This window comes from Pseudomonas sp. 24 E 13, assembly GCF_900004715.1.
Lineage (GTDB): Bacteria > Pseudomonadota > Gammaproteobacteria > Pseudomonadales > Pseudomonadaceae > Aquipseudomonas > Aquipseudomonas orientalis_A.
Genome location: NZ_CVTO01000067.1, coordinates 1 through 18,526, shown reverse-complemented (window position 1 = coordinate 18,526; position 18,526 = coordinate 1). Strand labels below are relative to the sequence as shown.

Annotated in this window: 19 protein-coding genes and 1 pseudogene; 14 read left to right on the top strand and 6 right to left on the bottom strand. The window is 62.2% G+C overall.

Annotated elements, in window-relative coordinates; all coding sequences use genetic code 11:
* The 7 genes and pseudogenes from BFP90_RS03750 to BFP90_RS03720 all read left to right on the top strand — a co-directional run.
* Nucleotides 1–374: pseudogene (locus BFP90_RS03750) on the top strand (type II secretion system minor pseudopilin GspK); the annotation flags it as partial.
* Complete coding sequence (locus tag BFP90_RS03745; RefSeq protein ID WP_065895980.1) at nucleotides 371–1,414, top strand: PilN domain-containing protein; 1,044 nt, start codon at nucleotides 371–373, stop codon at nucleotides 1,412–1,414. The pseudogene BFP90_RS03750 and the gene BFP90_RS03745, both read left to right, overlap by 4 nt.
* Nucleotides 1,389–2,000, top strand: coding sequence for a type II secretion system protein GspM (gene gspM / locus BFP90_RS03740; protein ID WP_065887267.1), 612 nt, complete (start codon nucleotides 1,389–1,391; stop codon nucleotides 1,998–2,000). Before BFP90_RS03745 ends, gspM begins: the two co-directional genes overlap by 26 nt.
* Nucleotides 1,997–2,521 carry a general secretion pathway protein GspN gene (locus BFP90_RS03735; protein WP_065887213.1) on the top strand — a complete coding sequence of 175 codons (525 nt, stop codon included), beginning with the start codon at nucleotides 1,997–1,999 and terminating at the stop codon, nucleotides 2,519–2,521. Before gspM ends, BFP90_RS03735 begins: the two co-directional genes overlap by 4 nt.
* Nucleotides 2,518–4,737, top strand: coding sequence for a type II secretion system secretin GspD (gspD, locus tag BFP90_RS03730; RefSeq protein ID WP_065895979.1), 2,220 nt, complete (start codon nucleotides 2,518–2,520; stop codon nucleotides 4,735–4,737). The genes BFP90_RS03735 and gspD overlap by 4 nt, the downstream gene beginning before the upstream one ends.
* A gap of 669 nt (nucleotides 4,738–5,406) precedes the next feature.
* Nucleotides 5,407–5,799 carry a DUF4398 domain-containing protein gene (locus BFP90_RS03725; protein ID WP_065892514.1) on the top strand — a complete coding sequence of 131 codons (393 nt, stop codon included), beginning with the start codon at nucleotides 5,407–5,409 and terminating at the stop codon, nucleotides 5,797–5,799.
* Nucleotides 5,800–5,811: 12 nt separating this feature from the next.
* Nucleotides 5,812–6,585 (top strand): OmpA family protein, encoded by a 774-nt coding sequence (locus BFP90_RS03720; RefSeq protein ID WP_065892515.1) that lies wholly within the window; start codon nucleotides 5,812–5,814, stop codon nucleotides 6,583–6,585.
* A gap of 24 nt (nucleotides 6,586–6,609) precedes the next feature.
* On the opposite strand, the gene BFP90_RS03715 is transcribed toward BFP90_RS03720, so the two are convergent.
* The 4 genes from BFP90_RS03715 to BFP90_RS03700 form a co-directional block, all read right to left on the bottom strand.
* Complete coding sequence (locus BFP90_RS03715) at nucleotides 6,610–7,446, bottom strand: 5'-nucleotidase, lipoprotein e(P4) family (RefSeq protein ID WP_065895978.1); 837 nt, start codon at nucleotides 7,444–7,446, stop codon at nucleotides 6,610–6,612.
* A 111-nt stretch (nucleotides 7,447–7,557) separates the two neighbouring features.
* Nucleotides 7,558–8,772, bottom strand: a complete 1,215-nt coding sequence (locus BFP90_RS03710) for a DUF1835 domain-containing protein (RefSeq protein ID WP_065895977.1) — start codon at nucleotides 8,770–8,772, stop codon at nucleotides 7,558–7,560.
* A 152-nt stretch (nucleotides 8,773–8,924) separates the two neighbouring features.
* Nucleotides 8,925–9,167, bottom strand: coding sequence for a hypothetical protein (locus BFP90_RS03705; RefSeq protein WP_083203148.1), 243 nt, complete (start codon nucleotides 9,165–9,167; stop codon nucleotides 8,925–8,927).
* Between the two features lie 68 nt (nucleotides 9,168–9,235).
* Nucleotides 9,236–10,312, bottom strand: a complete 1,077-nt coding sequence (locus BFP90_RS03700) for an aldo/keto reductase (protein WP_065892518.1) — start codon at nucleotides 10,310–10,312, stop codon at nucleotides 9,236–9,238.
* Nucleotides 10,313–10,768: 456 nt separating this feature from the next.
* On the opposite strand from BFP90_RS03700, the gene BFP90_RS03695 reads away from it, so the two are divergent.
* The 6 genes from BFP90_RS03695 to BFP90_RS03670 all read left to right on the top strand — a co-directional run bounded on the left by BFP90_RS03695 (nucleotide 10,769) and on the right by BFP90_RS03670 (nucleotide 16,532).
* Nucleotides 10,769–11,686: a DMT family transporter gene (locus tag BFP90_RS03695; protein ID WP_065892519.1), complete on the top strand. Its 918-nt coding sequence runs from the start codon at nucleotides 10,769–10,771 to the stop codon at nucleotides 11,684–11,686.
* The gene (locus BFP90_RS03690; protein WP_065895976.1) at nucleotides 11,683–12,930 is read left to right on the top strand and encodes an ATP-grasp domain-containing protein; all 1,248 of its coding nucleotides are present in this window, start codon (nucleotides 11,683–11,685) and stop codon (nucleotides 12,928–12,930) included. The genes BFP90_RS03695 and BFP90_RS03690 overlap by 4 nt, the downstream gene beginning before the upstream one ends.
* A 142-nt stretch (nucleotides 12,931–13,072) precedes the next feature.
* Complete coding sequence (locus BFP90_RS03685; RefSeq protein ID WP_065895975.1) at nucleotides 13,073–13,699, top strand: glutathione S-transferase family protein; 627 nt, start codon at nucleotides 13,073–13,075, stop codon at nucleotides 13,697–13,699.
* Nucleotides 13,700–13,715: 16 nt separating this feature from the next.
* Nucleotides 13,716–14,636, top strand: a complete 921-nt coding sequence (locus BFP90_RS03680) for a LysR family transcriptional regulator (RefSeq protein ID WP_065895974.1) — start codon at nucleotides 13,716–13,718, stop codon at nucleotides 14,634–14,636.
* A complete protein-coding gene (locus tag BFP90_RS03675; RefSeq protein ID WP_065895973.1) occupies nucleotides 14,636–15,520 on the top strand; it encodes a LysR family transcriptional regulator in 885 nt (294 codons plus the stop codon). Before BFP90_RS03680 ends, BFP90_RS03675 begins: the two co-directional genes overlap by 1 nt.
* A 79-nt stretch (nucleotides 15,521–15,599) precedes the next feature.
* Nucleotides 15,600–16,532, top strand: coding sequence for a pyridoxamine 5'-phosphate oxidase family protein (locus BFP90_RS03670; protein WP_065895972.1), 933 nt, complete (start codon nucleotides 15,600–15,602; stop codon nucleotides 16,530–16,532).
* A gap of 73 nt (nucleotides 16,533–16,605) precedes the next feature.
* Here the strand turns inward: BFP90_RS03670 and BFP90_RS03665 are convergent, their stop codons facing one another.
* The gene (locus BFP90_RS03665) at nucleotides 16,606–16,881 is read right to left on the bottom strand and encodes a DUF6124 family protein (RefSeq protein WP_065892525.1); all 276 of its coding nucleotides are present in this window, start codon (nucleotides 16,879–16,881) and stop codon (nucleotides 16,606–16,608) included.
* A 695-nt stretch (nucleotides 16,882–17,576) separates the two neighbouring features.
* Between BFP90_RS03665 and BFP90_RS03660 the strand changes: the two genes are divergently transcribed.
* Nucleotides 17,577–17,831, top strand: a complete 255-nt coding sequence (locus BFP90_RS03660) for a hypothetical protein (protein WP_065895971.1) — start codon at nucleotides 17,577–17,579, stop codon at nucleotides 17,829–17,831.
* Nucleotides 17,832–17,838: 7 nt separating this feature from the next.
* On the opposite strand, the gene BFP90_RS03655 is transcribed toward BFP90_RS03660, so the two are convergent.
* Nucleotides 17,839–18,526, bottom strand: a 688-nt coding sequence (locus BFP90_RS03655; RefSeq protein ID WP_141688910.1) for an efflux transporter outer membrane subunit, incomplete at its 5' end; no start/stop codon positions are given.

The window sequence follows — 18,526 nt, the reverse complement described above, 5'->3', positions numbered from 1 at the left end:
CCCAGGCCCAGGCCGGCCAACTCGCCAAGGACCTCGAGGTACGACGCCACCAGGGCCTGGCGCCGTTCAGGGTCATAGAAGAAGTGCGGCAATTGCCGGGCATGACCCAGGCGCTGTACAGCGCGCTGGTTCCCGAGATCAGCCTGTGGAGTGGCCTGGACCGGCCCGATCCGGCCTTCGCCAGCACGCTGATGCGCCGCGCCTTGAACCTGCCGCACCTGAGTGCGGTGGGCGCCGACCCCGGTGAGGTGCTGGTGATCGACAGCCGCGCGCAACGCCCCGGCGGCTACCACGCCCAGTTGCAAGCCACCGTGTTATTGAGCCCCGCGCAAGGCAGCGCACAACCTTATCGAGTCTTACGTTGGCAAGAATGAACGAACCCTTATCCGCACGGCTGCACCTGCTGACGGAGCCCATCACCCAGCGCTGGCGCGGCAGCCTGTTGCAAATGGGCTGGCGGCTGTGGCTCAAGGAGCTGCGTGGCTGCCTGCCGGCCTGGCTGTCGCTGCAGGACATCCCCGAGCATGTGTACCCATGGCCGCTGACCGCGCCCGTGTCGCCCCTGGCCGGCGAGGCGCGCCAGGTGCTGTTGCTGGCGCCCTCGGCGGTGCTGGTGCAAGCCTTGCAGTTGCCCCCGGCGGCGGCGCGCAACCTGGCGACGGTGGTGGGGTATGAACTGGACCGTTTTACCCCGTTTGATGCGGCGCAGTTGTACTTCGTCGCGCGCCAGGAGCGGCGCACTCCGACCCACGTGCACGTGACGCTGGTGGCGATCCTGCGCGAGCGCCTCGACCAGATCCTCACGGAGTGCGCCGCCCTCGGCTTGCAGCCACACGCGGTGGATGTGGCGGACGCGGCGGGCGTCCCGATGGGCATCGACCTGCTGCCGGTACCGCTGCGTCCACGCCAGCGCCCGGCGGGCAAAGGCCTGCAACGCAGCCTGCCGTGGCTGTGCGGCGCCTTGCTGATTGCCGCCATGCTGCTCTGGCTCAACGACCGCCAGCGCGTGCTCGACAGCATGCAGCAAAGCGTGCGCGCGCAAAAAGCCCAGGTCGCCCAGATCCAGGCCCTGCGCCAGCAACTGCTCAATACCCGTGGCGCCGCGCAGTACCTGATTCGCCGCAAGACCGCCCAGCCGCCGCTGGCCGGGCTGCTCAACGAACTGACCGCCTGCCTGCCGTCCGACACCTGGATCGACCAGTTGGAAGTCAACGACGGCGCCGACGTTTCATTCTCCGGGCAAAGCGCCAAGGCCAGCGCCCTGATCACCCGCATCAAGGGCTGCCACAGCCTGGAAAATGCCCAGTTCGAAGGGGTGATCCAACCCGATGCGCAAACCGGCAAGGATCAATTTTCCTTGCGCGCCCACCTGCACCAGGAGGCCGCCGATGCGCCGACCACTGACACCCCGTGAGCGCCGTGGCGCAGCCCTGATCGGCCTGGCCCTGGTGCTCGGCGCCGCGTATTGGCTATTGGTCGACAGCTGGTTCGCCGGCCCCTTGCGCGAGATGGGCGAGCAGGCCGAGCAGCTGCGCGAACAGCAGCAACGCTACGCCGGCATATTGCGCCAGGGTGATTCCCTGCGTCAGCAACTCGAGGAGGCCCGCCAGGACCCGGCCAGCAGCACCAGCCTGCTGCCCGGCGATGACCCCAGCGCCGTGGCGGCGGACCTGATGCAACGCATCGCCGACCTGATCAACAGCCGCGCCGGCCTCGGTGGCGGCTGCAGCCTCACGCAGCGCATGCCGATCACCCCCGAGCAGGACGACAGCGAACCCTACCGCCAAGTCAAAGTCAGCCTGACCCTGAACTGCGCCATCGAACCCTTGACCGCGATCCTGCATGAGCTGGAGTACCAGCGCCCGTTTCTGTTTGTCGATGAGATGAGCATCCGCCGTGGGCCGAACGCGCCCGCCAGCGGTGGTGCCGGTCAACTGGTGGTGCACCTGCTCGTGCGTGGCTACCTGCAACCGGCTTCCGCCGCGCAGGTGCGCCGATGATCAACGCACTGCGTCCCCTGGAGTGGCTGTTGCTCGGCGTGGCCGGGCTGTTGGGCCTGTTGATGGTCGGCATCCTCAGCAGCATCGGCGATGCGCCTGAGTGGTTGCCGGCGCCCGAACCCGATGCGCGCGCCAACGCCACGGCCAAGGTACTGGTGGCCCCGAGCGCAACCCTGGAAAGCCTCGCCGGCACCTGGCAGGCGCCGCTGTTCAGCCCTGACCGCAGCCCTGACCGCGCGGTTGGCCAAGCCGCCGTTTCCAGCCTGTCGAGCCTGACGCTGACCGGCATCGTACTGGACGGCGACCTGCGCGTCGCACTGCTCAAACGCGCGGACGGCCCGCCCTTGAAAGTCCACCAGGACCAGACCCTGCCCAACGGCTGGCGCCTGGAACACCTGACACCCCGCGAAGCCCGCTTTGTCCTCGACGGCCGCACGCAGACCCTGAGCCTGCGAGGCCTGCGTCTGCCGCCGCCGTCGACCACACCCCCGATTACCCTTCCTCACGAGTCCGCCCCTTGATCGATACATTCCCCGGCGCTTTGCGCACCACCGTGTTTTGCCTGGCCACCGCCGTTTCCCTCGGTGGCTGCGGCACATTCCCTGAGCATCTGGACCCGGACGAGGCCTTGCTGCATGAGGCGATGCAGGGCACCGGCGCGCAACGCCCGCCCGTGGACCCGGCCAGCGAACAGGCCCCGGTCGACAGCAGCCAGCCCCAGGCCAAGACGCCGCCCCAGCGCCAATTGATTCGCGGCAACCAGCAGTTCGTGCGCCAACCCACAGCGGCCCCGGCCGGCAAGGCGCAGGCGGGCGGCGACATCGTGTTCAACTTCGCCGACCAGCCAATCGAGGCGGTGATCAACAGCGTGATGGGCGACCTGCTGCATGAGAACTACAGCATTGCCCAGGGGGTGAAGGGTAACGTCAGCTTTTCCACCTCCAAACCGGTGAACAAGGAGCAGGCGCTGTCGATTCTCGAAACCCTGTTGTCGTGGACCGACAACGCCATGATCAAGCAGGGCAACCGCTATGTGATTTTGCCGGCCAACCAGGCGGTGGCGGGCAAGCTGGTGCCGCAGATGCGCGTGGCGCAACCGTCCAACGGCCTGTCGGCGCGACTGTTTCCACTGCGTTATATCTCGGCCACCGAGATGCAGAAATTGCTCAAGCCGTTTGCCCGCGAGAATGCCTTTCTGCTGGTTGACCCGGCGCGCAATGTGCTGAGCCTGGCCGGTACCCCGGAGGAGTTGGCCAACTATCAGGACACCATCGACACCTTTGACGTGGACTGGCTCAAGGGCATGTCGGTGGGTGTGTTCGGCCTGCAACGCGCCTCCGTCGCCGAACTGATGCCCGAGCTGCAAAAAATGTTCGGGCCCGACAGTGGCATGCCGTTGGCGGGCATGGTGCGGTTCTTGCCGATCGAGCGCACCAACTCGGTGGTCGCGATCTCGTCGCAGCCGCAGTACCTCAGCGAAGTCGGTGACTGGATTCACACCATCGACGAAGGCGGCGGCAACGAGCCGCAGATGTATGTGTACGACGTGCGCAACATGAAGGCCACGGACCTGGCCAAGTACCTGCGGCAGATCTACGGCAGCGGCGCGATCAAGGACGACGCCCCGGCCAAGGTCGCGCCCGGTTTACGCACCGCGACCCTGTCATCGCCCGGCACCAACAGCACGTCCGGCAGCACGCCTGGCGGCTTGAGCAATAACTTGAATAACAACCAGCCTGCTGCCGAGGATGAGGAGCAGGAGCCACAAGCCGAGGACACTGTCGAGCAAGACACCACCGAAGGCGCGCCGGCCAAAAGCCTCGACGCCGGTACGCGCATCACCGCGCAAAAAAGCAGTAACCAACTGCTGGTGCGCACGCGCCCGGTGCAGTGGAAAGAGATCGAATCGGCGATCAAACGCCTCGACAATCCGCCGCTGCAAGTGCAGATCGAGACGCGCATCCTTGAGGTCAAACTCACCGGCGAACTGGACCTGGGCGTGCAGTGGTACCTCGGCCGCCTGGCCGGCAATTCCACCAGCACCACGGTGGCGAACGCCTCCGGCAGCCAGGGCGCGTTGGGCGGTGGCGGGGCCGGGCTGGGGGCGGCGGACTCTTTGTTCTATTCCTTCGTCAGCTCCAACCTGCAAGTGGCCCTGCACGCCCTGGAAACCAACGGCCGCACCCAGGTGCTGTCGGCGCCGTCGCTGGTGGTGATGAACAACCAGCCAGCGCAGATTCAGGTGGGCGATAACATTCCTATCAGCCAGACCACGGTGAACACGGGGACGTCTGACACTACCTTGAGCAGTGTGGAGTATGTGCAGACAGGTGTGATTCTGGATGTGGTGCCACGGATTAATCCGGGTGGCCTGGTGTATATGGATATTCAGCAACAGGTCAGTGATGCGCAGGATCAGGCATCGTCGAGTAATGACACGCCGAATAATCCGCGTATTTCCACACGGTCGGTGTCGACTCAGGTCGCCGTGCAGAGCGGGCAGACCGTGTTGTTGGGCGGATTGATCAAACAGGACAATGCGGACTCCGTCAGTGCCGTGCCGTACCTGGGCAAGATCCCCGGCTTGCGTTGGTTGTTCGGCAACACCAGCAAATCCAAGGACCGTACCGAATTGATCGTGTTGATCACGCCCAGGGTGATTACCAGCAGCAGCCAGGCACGGCAGGTGACGGATGACTATCGCCAGCAGATGCAGCTGTTGCGGCCTGCGCAGTAAATTTGCCCGCACCCGGCGCCGACCGGGATCTCGTGTCTATCCCGACAAAATGTGCGAGGGGGCTTGCCCCCGATGGTGGTGTGTCAGTCACTGATGCACTCACTGACCGGGCCTCATCGGGGGCAAGCCCCCTCCCACATAACGGTTAGCCACGGATTCAAGCCTGCGTTTGGCCGCGGCCTTGGAGCTGACCGATTTCTTGTGTCGAGCCCGATCCAAATGTGGGAGGGGGCTTGCCCCCGATGGCAGTGTGTCTGTCACTGATGCACCCACTGACCGGCCCTCATCGGGGGGCCCCCTCCCACATAAAAGCGGTTAGCCACGGATTCAAGCCTGCGTTCGGCCGCGGCCTTGGAGCTGACCGATTTCTTGTGTCGAGCCCGATCCAAATGTGGGAGGGGGCTTGCCCCCGATGGCAGTGTGTCAGTCACTGATGCACTCACTGACTGGCCGTGCAGGTGGTGGCATTGCCATTGCCCGGAGCGGTGTGAGCGCAGGGCAGACTGCCACCTTTTCTCTGAGAAAACCCCTACAGGTATCTGGGAGTTTTCATTCTTCTCGCCCGTGTTTTTCCTCCTAGGATGGCGCCATCGCTTGACCACAAGCGAGACGGCAACGGGCCTGGCTATCAGGCCCTGCAGCCATACGAATAGGCTTAGGAGTCAAAACATGAGGATCACCCGTGTGAGCAAACGCCTGCGCCGCTCGGCCTGGGCGGTGATCGTTGCGGCAACATTGGCAGGCTGCGCCACGCCGCTGCCACCGACGGAAAAAATCTCCCTGGCCCGCGACTCGGTGGGACGTGCGCTGGCGGCACAAGCCACGCAGTTCGCACCGCTGGAGATGAAGACCGCTCAGGACAAACTGGCCCGTATGGAGCAAGCCATCGGCGAAAAACGCTACGTGGAGGTGGACGCGCTGGCCGAGCAGATCGAGGTGGACGCCAACCTGGCCGAAACCAAGGCCAACACGGTGCGCAAACAGCAGGTCTTGCAGCAGGCACGCGAGGGCATCCAGGTGCTCAAGCAGGAAATGCTCAACGCCCCCGCGACTACCCACTGAGGATTTTCCCCCATGCGTGCCACTTACTTCATTCCCGTTCTGTCCGCCCTGGCGCTGGCCGTGGCCGGCTGCGCCACGCCGCCGGAAAACGCGCAACTGCTGCAAGCGCGCAGCCAGTTTTCCAGCTTGCAGCAAAAGCCTGAGTCCAACACCCTGGCGGCGGTCGAGACGCGCATCGCCTCCAATGCGCTGGACCGCGCCAACCAGGTCTCGCTGCATGACCGCACCGACCCGCAGATCGACCAGTTGGCGTACCTGGCGTCGCAGCGAATCGCGGTGGCCGAACAGACCATCGCCGGTCGCAAAATCGATGCCCGGCTCGACAACATCGCGGTCGACCGCACCCAGGTGCAGCTTGACGTCAGGACCGCGCAGCTCAAGGCCTTGCAGGCCATGAAGGCGCAGCCGTCGGAGCGCGGCCAGGTGATTACCTTTGGCGATGTGCTGTTCGATACCGCCAAGGCCGACCTGAAGCCGGGCAGCCAGCGCGACCTCCAGGGCCTGGCGAATTTTCTGTTGCAGAACCCTGAGCGCCAGCTTCGCGTAGAAGGCTTTACCGACAGCACCGGTGGCGACGCTTTCAACCAGACCTTGTCCGAGCGTCGCGCCCAGGCCGTGGCGCGCGGCCTGGAGCGGTTCGGCGTGGGCCGCGAGCGCATCACCGTGGTGGGCTACGGCAAGCAGTACCCGGTGGCCGATAACTTCAGCGCGTCGTCGCGCCAGTTGAACCGCCGTGTGGAAGTGATCGTGTCCAACGACGGCGCAGCGGTCAGCGCACGCCGCTGAGCCGGGCGGGAGTAGCGCGCGCCGTTACTCCTGCAGCTGCAACGCCTGCTGCTTGAGCCTGCGCTTTTGCTCGAACGGCAGCTTCTCATTATCCCCATAGGGCGCGCTGTACCAGTTGCCATAGGAAGGGTTGGGCAGCAGGAACCAGCGCTGCCCCAGCCAGTTCACATAGGGTTGGACCGCCTTGCGCTGGGCCGCCAGCGTGTTGTGCTCGGCCTGCACGAAGTCGCCCAGGGAATCACCGGCCATCAACAGCACCCGCGCATGGCTGGCCACCCATTGGCGACGACAGTTCTTGCCATAGCCGGCGCTTTCGCAGTGGCCGGTAGGCGTGCCGGCCGCCAGGATCTGGTCATCGCTCTCAATCGGGAAACCGCGCAGGCGCAGGTTTCTGGCCGTGGCCGCAACCTGGCTGTGTTCGCGGTTGGTGAGGTAATAGACCTTGATGCCTTTTTGCCGGGCCGCCTGCAGGAACGCCACCGAACCGGGCAGCGCCTGGGCCTTGGCCTGGTCGACCCAGGTGTTCCAGCGGTCATAGGAATAGACCTGGTTGTTCAGAATGTCGCGGGCATTGAGCGGCACATTGTCCAACAGGGTTTCGTCGATATCCACCACCACGGCCGGCGGCAGGCCGGTCAGATCTCGCGCAGGAAAGGGCAGCGCGTCCCAGCCGGGATCGGCCAGGGCGACATCCAGTTGACGGGTGGCGCTAGCGAAGAGCTGACGGTAGATCAGCTCGTGCTCGATGGAGGTCTGGGTCCAGAGCACGGCGTCCAGTTGGTCGTTGGCCGGTGGGGTGTGCTGGCAGCCGGTCAAGGTGATGGATAACAGGCAGGCGCCGGCAACAATCAGGTTACGCATGATGGGTTCTCGCAAGTGGAAGCGGTCGCAGGCGGCCCTTGCAATCGAAGGGCTTCAACGCCTGCATGTGTACAGGATCATCGCCTGATCAGCAAAGGAACGGGCGCAAGCCTATTCCCTGGCGCTTCTCCAAACAGGCTGAACCTCCCCGTCTACCGTCCAATGAGCCCGACCCGGTTCAATACAGACCCCGCCTACCCAGCGCGCATGTGAACTGTGGTCAGGCCAATAGGCGTTTGCGTCGAGCACTTCAAGACCGAGCGGCGTCAGCGCCAATTCCCGGCGCGGCCACTCCAGATGCGTCTCGGTTTCCACCAGCAGCGGCTGGTCGCCATCGATCAACGGTCGCAACAGCGCATGAAACATCATGTCGCCCAGGAACGGCAGCGGTTCGCGCCTGGCCATCAGTTCGGCAAATACCCGGCCAAATTGCACCGGCCCGGCTTCGGCGATATAGCCCAGGGCCAGGCGTTCGGTCAGGGACAAGCCATCCCGGGTGCCGGGTAATTCCTGCAGTTGGCGCAGCAGCGCCGGCGCGAGCAAGGGCAGGGCACAGTGCTTGCCGTGTGCCAGTTCGGCCCAGCGCACGGGTGAGGGGTCGCAATACGCCCCCCACGCCTGTTTGGCCAGTTGGATCGCTGCCTCATCCACCAGGCGCCGCTGGGGCCACAGCCAGGCGAGTACATCGGGCGCCAATTGGCCGATGCCGATAAACCGCTCCACACCGGGAATGCGGTCGACTTCGATCAGTTCAAGTTTGGGCGGTAGGCGCTCCAGACCCGCCAGTGCGCGTATCAGAAACAGCTGGTCATAGGCATCCGCTTCGCACCACAACACGCTGTGCTGCGCCGTTGCCAGGTGTTCAAGCCGGGCATATTCGTCGGCCAGTCGCCGCGCCACCTCGGTTTCATTCAAACCGAACGCGTGGCTGATGAACGCGCCACGCAGGGGTTGGTAGTCATCGCCGGGCAGGTCGCGCACCGGGCCCATGCATAACGGGTCGGTGAGCATCTGGAATTGCCCTGTGAACCCCGCCACCTGCAGGCTGTGAGCGATGTCGTTGCCACAGCGCCAATGGGTGGTGCGGGCTTCGTCGCTGGCGATAAAGTCGGGGTGGCGTGCGGCGAAGTCCAGGGCGTCGACATGGGCCTTGAGCTTGGGCCAACTGCTGAAGCCCAATCCTCTGGCTATCTGCCATTGGGCCTGGGACAAGGTAGCGTTGGGGTCCTCGCGCTTGAGGTGCGGCAACAGTTCCTTGGCGCGCTTGCGCTGCTGCTCAAGGTTGAGGCGGCCGTTGGTAGTGGAAGCAACAGGGCGTTGTGACATACGAGCTCCTTGTACAAACCTTTTCCGCTTTAAGGTTGGGAGTCGTAGAAATGAGGTCGAGCTGTGATGTCTTGGGCGCAGCCCTTTCCGCGGAAGGTGGCGTAGAGAGCGCCAGGCGGGAAATATAGGCAGTGTGGCGGCCGATTGCAAACTCAGACCGGTTCTTCGGGCCTGCGATCAATCCAGTGAGTCTTGATGCCCTTGGCCCAGGCCACCGTGTAGAAACAGCTCAGCAGCACAATGCCCCATTGCTCGGCATTGATCGACGACCAGAACCAGAACGGCTGCCCGGCCATGCCGAACAGGCAGGCATAACGGCGCACCTTGAGGCGTTTGCTTTGGCTGAACCAGATAGCGACGACGCCGAGGGCGGCGATCATGAGTTGCGCGATCAAAGCGATTTCCCTTACCAAAGGTGAGAGGGCGCAAGCCTCTCCCACCGGTTGAGCTGTTGCGTGCAGGGCTATTTGTCCTTGCGCGCATCCATGGTTTTTTGATGCTCGGCAAGGAATGGCTGTTCCGCCGGATCGAAGCGATCGATCCCCGCAGTAAAGCGATGCCAGTACGGGTACAGCGGCTGGCGACGCGTCACGGCCTCGATGCGTGAGGATTGTTCCTCGGTCAGTTTCAACTCGGTCGCCGCAAGGTTGTCGCGCAGATGCTCTTCGGTGCGGGCGCCGACAATCAGCGAGGTGATCCCCGGGCGATCCTTGAGCCACGCCAGGCAGGTGCGCGCCACCGACACACCGTGCTCGTCGCCCACGGCGGCCAGGGTTTCGATGATATCCAGCGCCCGCTCCTGGTCATGCACGTAGGGTTCCGGCCAGCCGCTGCCCTGGCGGGTATTGGCCGGTGGTTTATGCCCGCGTCGGGTCGAGCCGGTCAACAGGCCTTCACCCATCGGTCCCCACACCAGCGTGCCGATATTCTGGTCCAGCGCCATAGGCAGCAGCTCGTACTCGGCCTCGCGGGATTCGGGGGTGTAGTAGATCTGCTGGGTGATCGGCTTGAGCATGCCGTGCAACTCGGCCTTGCCCAAGGCCTTCATCATTTGCCAGGCGGTGAAATTGCTGGTGCCGAAGTAGCGGATCTTGCCCGAGCCCACCAACAGTCGCAGCGCTTCAAGGGTTTCTTCGATGGGCGTCAGACCGTCCCAGTTGTGCAGTTGGTACAAGTCGATATGGTCGGTGCCCAGGCGCTTCAAACTGGCTTCACAGGCGCGAATCAGGTGGTAGCGCGACGAGCCGGAATTGTTCGGGTTCTCGTCCACCGGGCTGCGGCCCTTGGTCGCCAGCAAGATGTCGTTGCGCTTGTCGCCCAGGGCTTTGCCGACCACTTCCTCGGCCAGGCCATGGGAGTACAGGTCGGCGGTGTCGATCATATTCACCCCGGCGTCGAACGCGATATCGAACATGCGCCTGGCCTGGGGCACGTCCACCGCGCCGCATTTCTCGAACTCGGCACGACCGCCAAACGGCACGGTGCCCAAAATGATTTCCGAGACCAGCAGGCCGGAATGGCCCAGTTGTCGGTATTGCATGTTGCCTCCTACATTGCGTTGCACGTGAAGGTGTGAACGATGGGAGGGGCGATAGTTTGAATTTTTTATCCAGCCTTCCTGTGCCTGCCGCGCCATTGCCGTCACAGAGGCACCTCATCCGCCAGCGCACGGGCAGAAATTCGCGCGTTTATGTGCTTGGACGAACTCACCTGAATTGGCTGAAATTGCTCCTGTAAGTTAAAGGCTTGTAGGAAAGTTCTTGTTTTTATGTGTTAGTTATTTAACTTCCACGTAGTTCCAGTGAGTGTTGACGGAAAGTTCCTACGTATATTTCCTGGATTGATAAGTTGGCGTTTTGGCTGTTGCTACCTATCCGTTTTGCTAGCTATTATTTTTTCACATGATTTGCTAGCGTCTAAGACTACGGCGAACGGTGCAGAGGCTTGAGTATGAAAGATATTGAATGAGGACAATCGACAACGCGTGGGTGGCTAAATGTTAATACAGCGGACAGGAATAATCATCGGCTTGGTATTTTGCTTGATTAGCGCAGCGTTCGACGTTTACGTTGCGTTGATCACACAGTCGATCAGTACGCTGAACGTTGTCTTCTATTGTTTCATGACGTCGGCCTGTTTTTTTGGTGCCTGGGCGCTCTATCGAAATAGGCGCTCACTGTTTTCGAAACTAAGCGCTCAATGGCGATTAGTCGTTATCGTCAATCTGGCGGTACTGCTCAATTGGGGCGGGTTGTTCTACGCACTGCGCTATCTGGAACCTGCGGTAGTCGGCGTAGCGTCGGTAGCCTGTGGGCCCGCGCTGACGTTGATTATTTCGTTGTTCAACAAACGTGGCGTCAAGGTCGCTCTTGCGGACGCGCTGGTTTCATGGCTCGTGCTCGTCTCGGTGGCGGTCATGTTGTTCAATTCCTTTGTGGGGGACAGCGGCGTCGTGACTACCACCGATGGCCAGCGAGTGCTGGGTATCGCCAGCGTGTTGGCGTGCGCATTGGGCACGGTCATGTACACGGTTTTTTCCAAGGAGATGTTCGCTCGTCAATGGACCGTATACGAAATTCTGGGTATCAGAAACATCGCGATGGTTGGCGTTTGTGCCGTTGCAATTCCTGCCACGGGAGGCAGTTTCATACTCGAACGTGAGTGGGTTCCGCCTTTGGTGGTGCTGGTGGTGTTAGGGCATTTGCTGCCCATTTACCTGATCCAGAAAACTATCTATTACCTCACGCCTATTCACGTTTCCCTGGTATTGCTGACGCTTCCTGTATTCGTCCTGTTGCTCCAGTACTTGGATGCGAGGGTTGAATTCTCCGTCGCCAGCGTCGCCGCGGTGATTGTGATTGTTTTGCTGCTGCTGGGTAGATCGCTGCATGCCTTGAAAAGGGAGGCGTTATGAGAGTGGTGATGGTCGATGGGTTTTCATCCGGGAAATTCCTGGCCAAGCAATTAAAAGATGAAGGTTGTGTACTGGTGCATGTGGCCTCATCCGATACGTTGGACAGCTACTATTACAAGGGTTTTGACTGTGCGCTCTATGAGCGGATGATCGTCAATCGCGACGTTGAAATGACCTTGGCGCAACTCCAGCGTTTCAAACCGCAGTTCATTCTTGCAGGTGCGGAAACGGGTGTGCTGCTGGCTGACCGGTTGAACGAACAATTGCAACTGCCTTATCGCAATCGCTTCGATAAAACCAATGCACGTCGAAACAAGTACGAAATGATTCAGTGCATAACCCAGGCGCAACTGCCTGCGGCGCGGCAGTTCGTTGCTGACGGCTGGGAGCCTGTTCAACACTGGATCGATGAGCATGGACGCTTCCCTGTGGTCATCAAGCCGCTTGAAAGCGCAGGCGCCGATGGTGTGTTCATCTGTGAAGATATGTACGCCTGCAAGGCTGCTGTCGAGCGTTTGCTGGGGACGACCAACAAGTTGAATATTCCCAACACGCAGGTGCTGATTCAGGAGTATCTGGCGGGGATGGAGTATGTGGTCAATATGGTCTCACTCAACGGCCGACAGCTTGTCACTGAGGTCGTACGTTACCGAAAACAGCGAACGGCGAGCGGCGGCATTCTCTACGATATTGACGAACTGATTGGGCCTGACACGCCGGTTTATTCAATTCTTGTCGACTACACGCGAGCTGTGGTGCGGTGCCTGGGCATTCGAAACGGTCCCAGCCATGCAGAGGTCATGCTCACCGAGGACGGTCCGAAACTGGTGGAAATCGCTGCTCGCACTGACGGTATTCTTCGACCCGGGGTTTCAAAGCTGACCACTGGCCTGGGTCAGATTGATGCTGTGGTTCTATCCCTTATGCAACCTGCGGCATTTGAGCAGCGTTCAGCGGGTGAGGTGGGTTACCAGCGTCTGCAACATACCTACAATGTCTGCTTGATCAACCGCTCGGAAGGCTATTTCGAAAAGGACGTATTTTTGAGGGAACTGCTCAAACTTGAGTCGTTCTTCGAGGCCGTGTTTTACGTTGAGAACGGCCAGCGCATAGGCGTGACTCAGGATGTGTTCAGCCAACCCGGCACGGTGTATCTGGTACACCCCGACCCGGCAGTGATCGAGGCGGATTACCGCAGCATTCGCACACTTGAGTTGCAGGGCGCTTATCTGGCTGCCAGATAGCGGCGTAGCGTGTTGAATGCTTTACTCTTTCATTTTATGAAATGCTGGATTGTGAAATCTGGCCATTCCATTGACGGTTGGCACATAAGAACATTGCAGCCATCGACACGAATACTCGGTCGACCACGCCCTGGAGTTCGTCATGCCTGCGATCAAACTGTACGGTTTCCCCCTGTCCGGCCACTCCCACCGGGTCGAACTGATGCTGTCCCTGCTGGGCCTGCCCATGGAATTTATCCTGGTGGACCTCAAGCAGGGCGCCCACAAAACACCCGAATTCCTCGCCTCCCTCAACCGCTTCGGCCAGGTGCCGGTGATTGACGACGGCGGCACGGTGCTGGCCGACTCCAACGCGATCCTGATTTACCTCGCCAACACTTATGGCAACGGCCAGTGGCTGCCCGCTGATCCGGTCGGGCAGGCACGTGTGCAGCGTTGGCTCTCGGCGGCGGCCGGTCAATTGTATGCCGGGCCTGCCACGGCGCGCCTGGCTACGGTGTTTGGCGCCCAGGTGGACACGACCGTTGCGATCAACCACGCTCACGCCCTGTTGAACGTGCTGGAGCAGCAATTGGGCGAGAGCCGCTTTCTGGCCGGCGACCTGCCGAGCGTTGCCGATATCGCCTTCTACACCTACGTGGCCCATGCACCGGAAGGCAACGTGTCGCTGGCCGACTATCCTCAGGTGCGCGCCTGGCTCGCCAGCCTTGAAGCACTGCCGGGTTTCGTCGCAATGCCGCGCACGGTGGTGGGGCTGCAATCAGCGTAATGCTCAAGGGGTGTCGATGGACCGTTTTCATGAAATGCAGGTGTTCGTCGCGGTGGCCGAAGAGGCAGGTTTTGCCGCCGCCGCGCGGCGTCTGAACACCTCGCCACCCAGCGTGACCCGGGCGATTGCCGCCATGGAACAGCGCATCGGCACCCAGCTGCTGGCGCGCACCACCCGCAGCCTGCACCTGACCGAAGCCGGACAGCGTTACCTGGAAGACTGCCGGCGTATCCTTGCCGAGCTGAGCGAGGCCGAGGAAGCGGCGGCGGGCAGTTATTCGATCCCCTGCGGGCAACTGAACGTGACCGCCCCGGTGCTGTTCGGCGAGCTGTTCGTGGCGCCCGTGTTGGGGGAGTATCTCGACCGTTTTCCCCAAGTGAACATCAATGCGCTGCTGGTCGACCGCGTCGTCAATATGAATGACGAAGGTGTCGACGTGGCCGTGCGCATCGGTCATCTGCCCGAGCCGGGGCAGCAGGCGATCGAAGTGGGCGAAGTGCGCCGGGTCGTGTGCGCGTCGCCCGCTTACCTGGCGCGGCATGGGCGACCCCAGCGGCCCGAACAGTTGCGCGAAGCGAAGATCGTCGCCTCATCCGCCAGTCAGCGCGTGCATGAATGGGCCTTCGTCGACGACGGCCTGCCGCTGACGGTGCCGATAGAACCGCGCCTGGCGGTCACTGCAAACAATGCCGCAGTCGCCCTGGCGCGGCTGGGGTGGGGCATGACCCGGGTGCTGTCCTATCAGGTCGCGGCGGCGGTGGCGGCGGGTGATCTGGAAATTGTCCTGCAGGATTTCGAGCCGGCCGCGCTGCCGATCCGGGTGGTGTTCCAGAACAACGGGCGGGTGCCGGCCAAGGTCAGCACATTCGTCGATTTTCTGGCCGAGCGCCTGGGGCATGACATGGCCCTGAAACCGATGAAAAAGCCGCGCGGCTGATGGAGCGCTATCGCGATATGCAGTTGTTCGCGTCGCTGGCCGGGCAACCGAGCCTGGCGGCGGCGGCGCGCTTGGCGCAGGTCTCGGGCCCGACCCTGGTGCGCGCGCTTGCGCGTCTGGAAGCGCGCTTGCGGGTGAGGTTGTTACAGCGCAGCACCCGTGGGGTCAGCCTCACCGACGCCGGCACTGCCTACATGGCCGACTGCGTGCGCTTGCTCGCGGCGGTGGAGGTGGCCGAAGCGTCGGCTAAGGGCTTGCATAGCCAGGCCCAGGGCAATCTGCGCGTATTCATGCCGTTGCTGTTCAGCCGCTATGTGATGGCGCCGGTACTGGCCGCGTACATGGAGCGTTACCCGCTGGTGCGCGTGGTCGCCCACTACCACGACTACTACCCGAACCTGCATGAGGAAGGGCTGGACGTGGCGGTGCTGGTGGGCGAGTTACCCAGCTCGTCGTTGATCGCACGACCGGTGGGGCATGTGCGGCATGTCCTCTGCGCCAGTCCCGGCTACCTGGCCGCCCACGGCGAACCGCTGCACCCCGACGCACTCAGGCAGCACCATCTGATCGCCGATGCCGACCCGGTGCAGTGGGACTTCGCGCACTCTCAGCTCAAGGCCCGCGCACGCCTGCGCTGCGCCACGGTGCAAGGTGCGATCAATGCGGCCGTGCAGGGCGCGGGGCTGGTGCGGTGCTTGAACTATCCGGTGCACGAGCACCTGGCAAGTGGCCGGCTGCGTCGCGTATTGCCAGGCTTTGAGCCGCCTGCGGTGCCGGTGCAGGTGGTCTATCGCGAAGGTCGCCATGCATCGATGCGCGTGCGCAGTTTTGTCGATGAGTGTGTAACGGCATTGCGCGGCCACCCGGCATTTCAGCTGGCGTAATAGTGGATTGCCTGGGGTGGTCATTCTCTCGGCGTAAGCCTAGGCGCAGCATCCAGCTATCCAACGAGAGGTGGCCGTCATGAACGCAATCGAGCAATCCCCCTGGCATGCCGGCGAACGGCAACTGCAAGCCAGTGCCGGCGCGGCCGAGCGCATGGCCGTGATCGGCCCGAAGGTGATACGCGATCATCTGCCCGAGCAGCATCGCGATTTCTATCCCTTGCTGCCGTACCTGGTGCTGGGCGCGGTGGATGAACAGGGCACCCCGTGGGCGACGATGCTCGAAGGCGCGCCCGGGTTCGCGCATTCACCTGACCCTTACCGGTTGCAGATCGACAGCCTGCCCTGCAACAGCGATCCGGCGCGCGCGGGAATCACGGCGGGCGCAGCCGTTGGCGTGCTTGGCATCGACCTGAACACCCGCCGGCGCAATCGCATGAACGGCCGTATTGGCGCAGTGGATCACGAAGGCTTCGCGGTCGACGTGGTGCACAGTTTCGGTAACTGCCCCAAATATATCCAGCTGCGCCCGGTCGACACGATTGCGCGCAAACCCGCCGACGTGGCCGAGCGCAGCGACAGCCTGGATGGCGCCGATCAGCACATGATCCGCAACGCCGACACCTTCTTCGTCGCCAGCTATGTCGACCTGCACGGCGAGCGTTCGGTGGACGTCTCTCATCGGGGCGGGAACACTGGGTTCGTGCGGGTGCAGGACAACGTGCTGACCATCCCCGATTTTGCCGGCAACCTGTTCTTCAACACACTGGGCAACCTGCACGCCAATCCGGTGGCGGGGTTGTTGTTCATCGATTTCGAGTCGGGGGATGTGCTGCACGTGGCGGGGCGTACCTCGCTGATCCTCAGCGGGCCGCAGGTGGCCGAGTTCGAGGGGGCGCAGCGGTTGTGGACGGTGACCGTAGAACAGGTGATCCGGCGTCCGGCGGCCTTGGCATTGCGTTGGCAGTTCGCGGGGTTTTCACCCTATAGCCTGGCGATGGGAATCGGGTAGCCAGGCGCGGTCGCAGATCCGATGTGGGAGCTGTCACAGCCTCGCTGAAGCTCGGCAGCTCCCTCGTTCCGGATCAGGCGACCGGGCATTCCCGATTCAGCGCATCGTCCACCAGCAGTTTCGCTATTTCGATCATCTGCACCACGGCCAATACATGATTGCGACTGGCGCCATCCACGTGTTCGGCGCAGTCATATGCGCAGACAGTCGCTGACTCCAGCATTTCGCTGGCATTGCTCAAGGCGGCTTCAGTGCTGAGGCCGGGGCGGATGGAGAAGATGACATCGGGGGGTAATTGCAGGTTGTCATCCGAGGGGGATGGCGGGGGGTTGGGCGTGACTTTTTTCATGGTGAGGCTCCTATGAATGAGCACCTCCATTTCGCTACCACACGAAGTAAGGAGGCGACTGTACACGGGGTGGTAGACCGGTCATAGAAACCCGGCAGGCCGAAGCCTCCCATGCACAGCCGCCACAAAGCAGCCCGCACAAAAAAACGCCCGCGAGCGTTTTGGGGTCTATGAAAGAACTGGGCTACCACACCCGTTCGCTGATTTTGCAGCGACTCGCGAAGGTTAGCGGCGGGGTTCATCGGACGCAACCCGAAAGTTGCGTAAGAGCGGTCCGACAAGCGTGATGCGTCCCTCGCTTGCTGAATACCCTTGGCGGCGGAGCACGCTGTTCAGTTAAGCGTACATCGCCCTCTGTAGGAGCGAGCTTGCTCGCGAAAAACGTCAACGATAACGCGTGTTTCCTGATTGAACGCGGCGCCTGTGGTTTTTCGCGAGCAAGAGCAAGGCGCCCCCCGCTCCTACAAAAAGCCTTAACTGAACGACATTACGGGCTTGCGGAGTTTTCCGATAGAAATCGGCTGAAGTAGAAGGATGTTGTTACCGCACGCCCACGTTGGCATCAGGAACCTTTCCCACCGGCTGGCCACGCATGAGTGCTTGTTGAACTCAATGCCCGACGGTGACGGTGGGCAAGTCATGCATCCTTGATCGCACTGCGATTTCGATCCTTTCGTTAAATGAGGCTATACACAATGGTCACGCTCAACACAGCTGACGGTGCAACTTCTCCACGGGCGGGTCAAACCCTTGATCAATGCGAGCGTTTTGGCCAGGTGCCGGCCCATCATGTGATTGGCCAGGTTTTAAGATCCAACCGCAGTGACCTGGAAATGGCCGAGCTGTTGAAATTGCTGGGCACGCTAGTGACAACGCTTAAAACCTGGATGAACAGCGACAACGCACCGCACACGCCACCCGTGGCCGTGATACCCAAACTGCCGGTCTGAAACTGCCCTAGCGTGCAGTTGCAAGGCTTGGGGGCTGATCCCACGCGCCGCCGAGCGCGGTGTACAGGTTCACCTGCGCCACCAGTTGCGCCAGGCGATCGACAATCAGCGCCTGCTGTGAATTGAACAACGCGCGCTGCGCATCGAGAAAGGTCAGGTTGCTGTCGACGCCGCTGCGGTAGCGGTGCTGGGCCAGGTCATAGTAGTGCTGGTTGGCGGCGACGAAATCCCGTTGCGCGTTCAGTTGGTCGTCGAAGGTCTGGCGCGCGGCGAGGCCGTCGGCGACTTCCTGGAAGGCGGTCTGGATGGACTTTTCGTACTGTGCCACCGTGATGTCCTTCTGCAGCTTGGCGTAATCAAGGCTGGCACGCAGGCTGCCGGCGTTGAAGATCGGCAGATTGATTTGCGGCTGGAACGTCCAGGTGCCCGCGCCGCCCTTGAACAAACCGGAGAGCTGCGTGCTGGTGCTGCCGGCGTTGGCCGTCAGGGTGATCGACGGAAAGAACGCCGCCCTGGCCGCGCCGATATTGGCGTTGGCCGCCTGCAACTGGTATTCGGCCTGGAGGATGTCCGGGCGCCGTTGCAGCAAGTCTGAAGGCAGCCCCGCAGGCACCTGGGCTACCAGGTCGTCGGCCAGGGCGCGTGCGGGCAGGTTGGCGTCCACCGGGCCGCCGACCAGCAGCGTGAGGTTGTTG

Excerpts from the sequence above, each read along its gene's own strand:
- BFP90_RS03745 (WP_065895980.1), top strand. The coding sequence starts at position 371 with ATGAACGAACCCTTATCCGCACGGCTGCACCTGCTGACGGAGCCCATC.
- gspM (WP_065887267.1), top strand. The coding sequence starts at position 1,389 with ATGCGCCGACCACTGACACCCCGTGAGCGCCGTGGCGCAGCCCTGATC.
- BFP90_RS03735 (WP_065887213.1), top strand. The coding sequence starts at position 1,997 with ATGATCAACGCACTGCGTCCCCTGGAGTGGCTGTTGCTCGGCGTGGCC.
- BFP90_RS03725 (WP_065892514.1), top strand. The coding sequence starts at position 5,407 with ATGAGGATCACCCGTGTGAGCAAACGCCTGCGCCGCTCGGCCTGGGCG.
- BFP90_RS03720 (WP_065892515.1), top strand. The coding sequence starts at position 5,812 with ATGCGTGCCACTTACTTCATTCCCGTTCTGTCCGCCCTGGCGCTGGCC.
- BFP90_RS03715 (WP_065895978.1), bottom strand. The coding sequence starts at position 7,446 with ATGCGTAACCTGATTGTTGCCGGCGCCTGCCTGTTATCCATCACCTTG.
- BFP90_RS03710 (WP_065895977.1), bottom strand. The coding sequence starts at position 8,772 with ATGTCACAACGCCCTGTTGCTTCCACTACCAACGGCCGCCTCAACCTT.
- BFP90_RS03700 (WP_065892518.1), bottom strand. The coding sequence starts at position 10,312 with ATGCAATACCGACAACTGGGCCATTCCGGCCTGCTGGTCTCGGAAATC.
- BFP90_RS03695 (WP_065892519.1), top strand. The coding sequence starts at position 10,769 with ATGTTAATACAGCGGACAGGAATAATCATCGGCTTGGTATTTTGCTTG.
- BFP90_RS03690 (WP_065895976.1), top strand. The coding sequence starts at position 11,683 with ATGAGAGTGGTGATGGTCGATGGGTTTTCATCCGGGAAATTCCTGGCC.
- BFP90_RS03685 (WP_065895975.1), top strand. The coding sequence starts at position 13,073 with ATGCCTGCGATCAAACTGTACGGTTTCCCCCTGTCCGGCCACTCCCAC.
- BFP90_RS03680 (WP_065895974.1), top strand. The coding sequence starts at position 13,716 with ATGGACCGTTTTCATGAAATGCAGGTGTTCGTCGCGGTGGCCGAAGAG.
- BFP90_RS03675 (WP_065895973.1), top strand. The coding sequence starts at position 14,636 with ATGGAGCGCTATCGCGATATGCAGTTGTTCGCGTCGCTGGCCGGGCAA.
- BFP90_RS03670 (WP_065895972.1), top strand. The coding sequence starts at position 15,600 with ATGAACGCAATCGAGCAATCCCCCTGGCATGCCGGCGAACGGCAACTG.
- BFP90_RS03665 (WP_065892525.1), bottom strand. The coding sequence starts at position 16,881 with ATGAAAAAAGTCACGCCCAACCCCCCGCCATCCCCCTCGGATGACAAC.
- BFP90_RS03660 (WP_065895971.1), top strand. The coding sequence starts at position 17,577 with ATGGTCACGCTCAACACAGCTGACGGTGCAACTTCTCCACGGGCGGGT.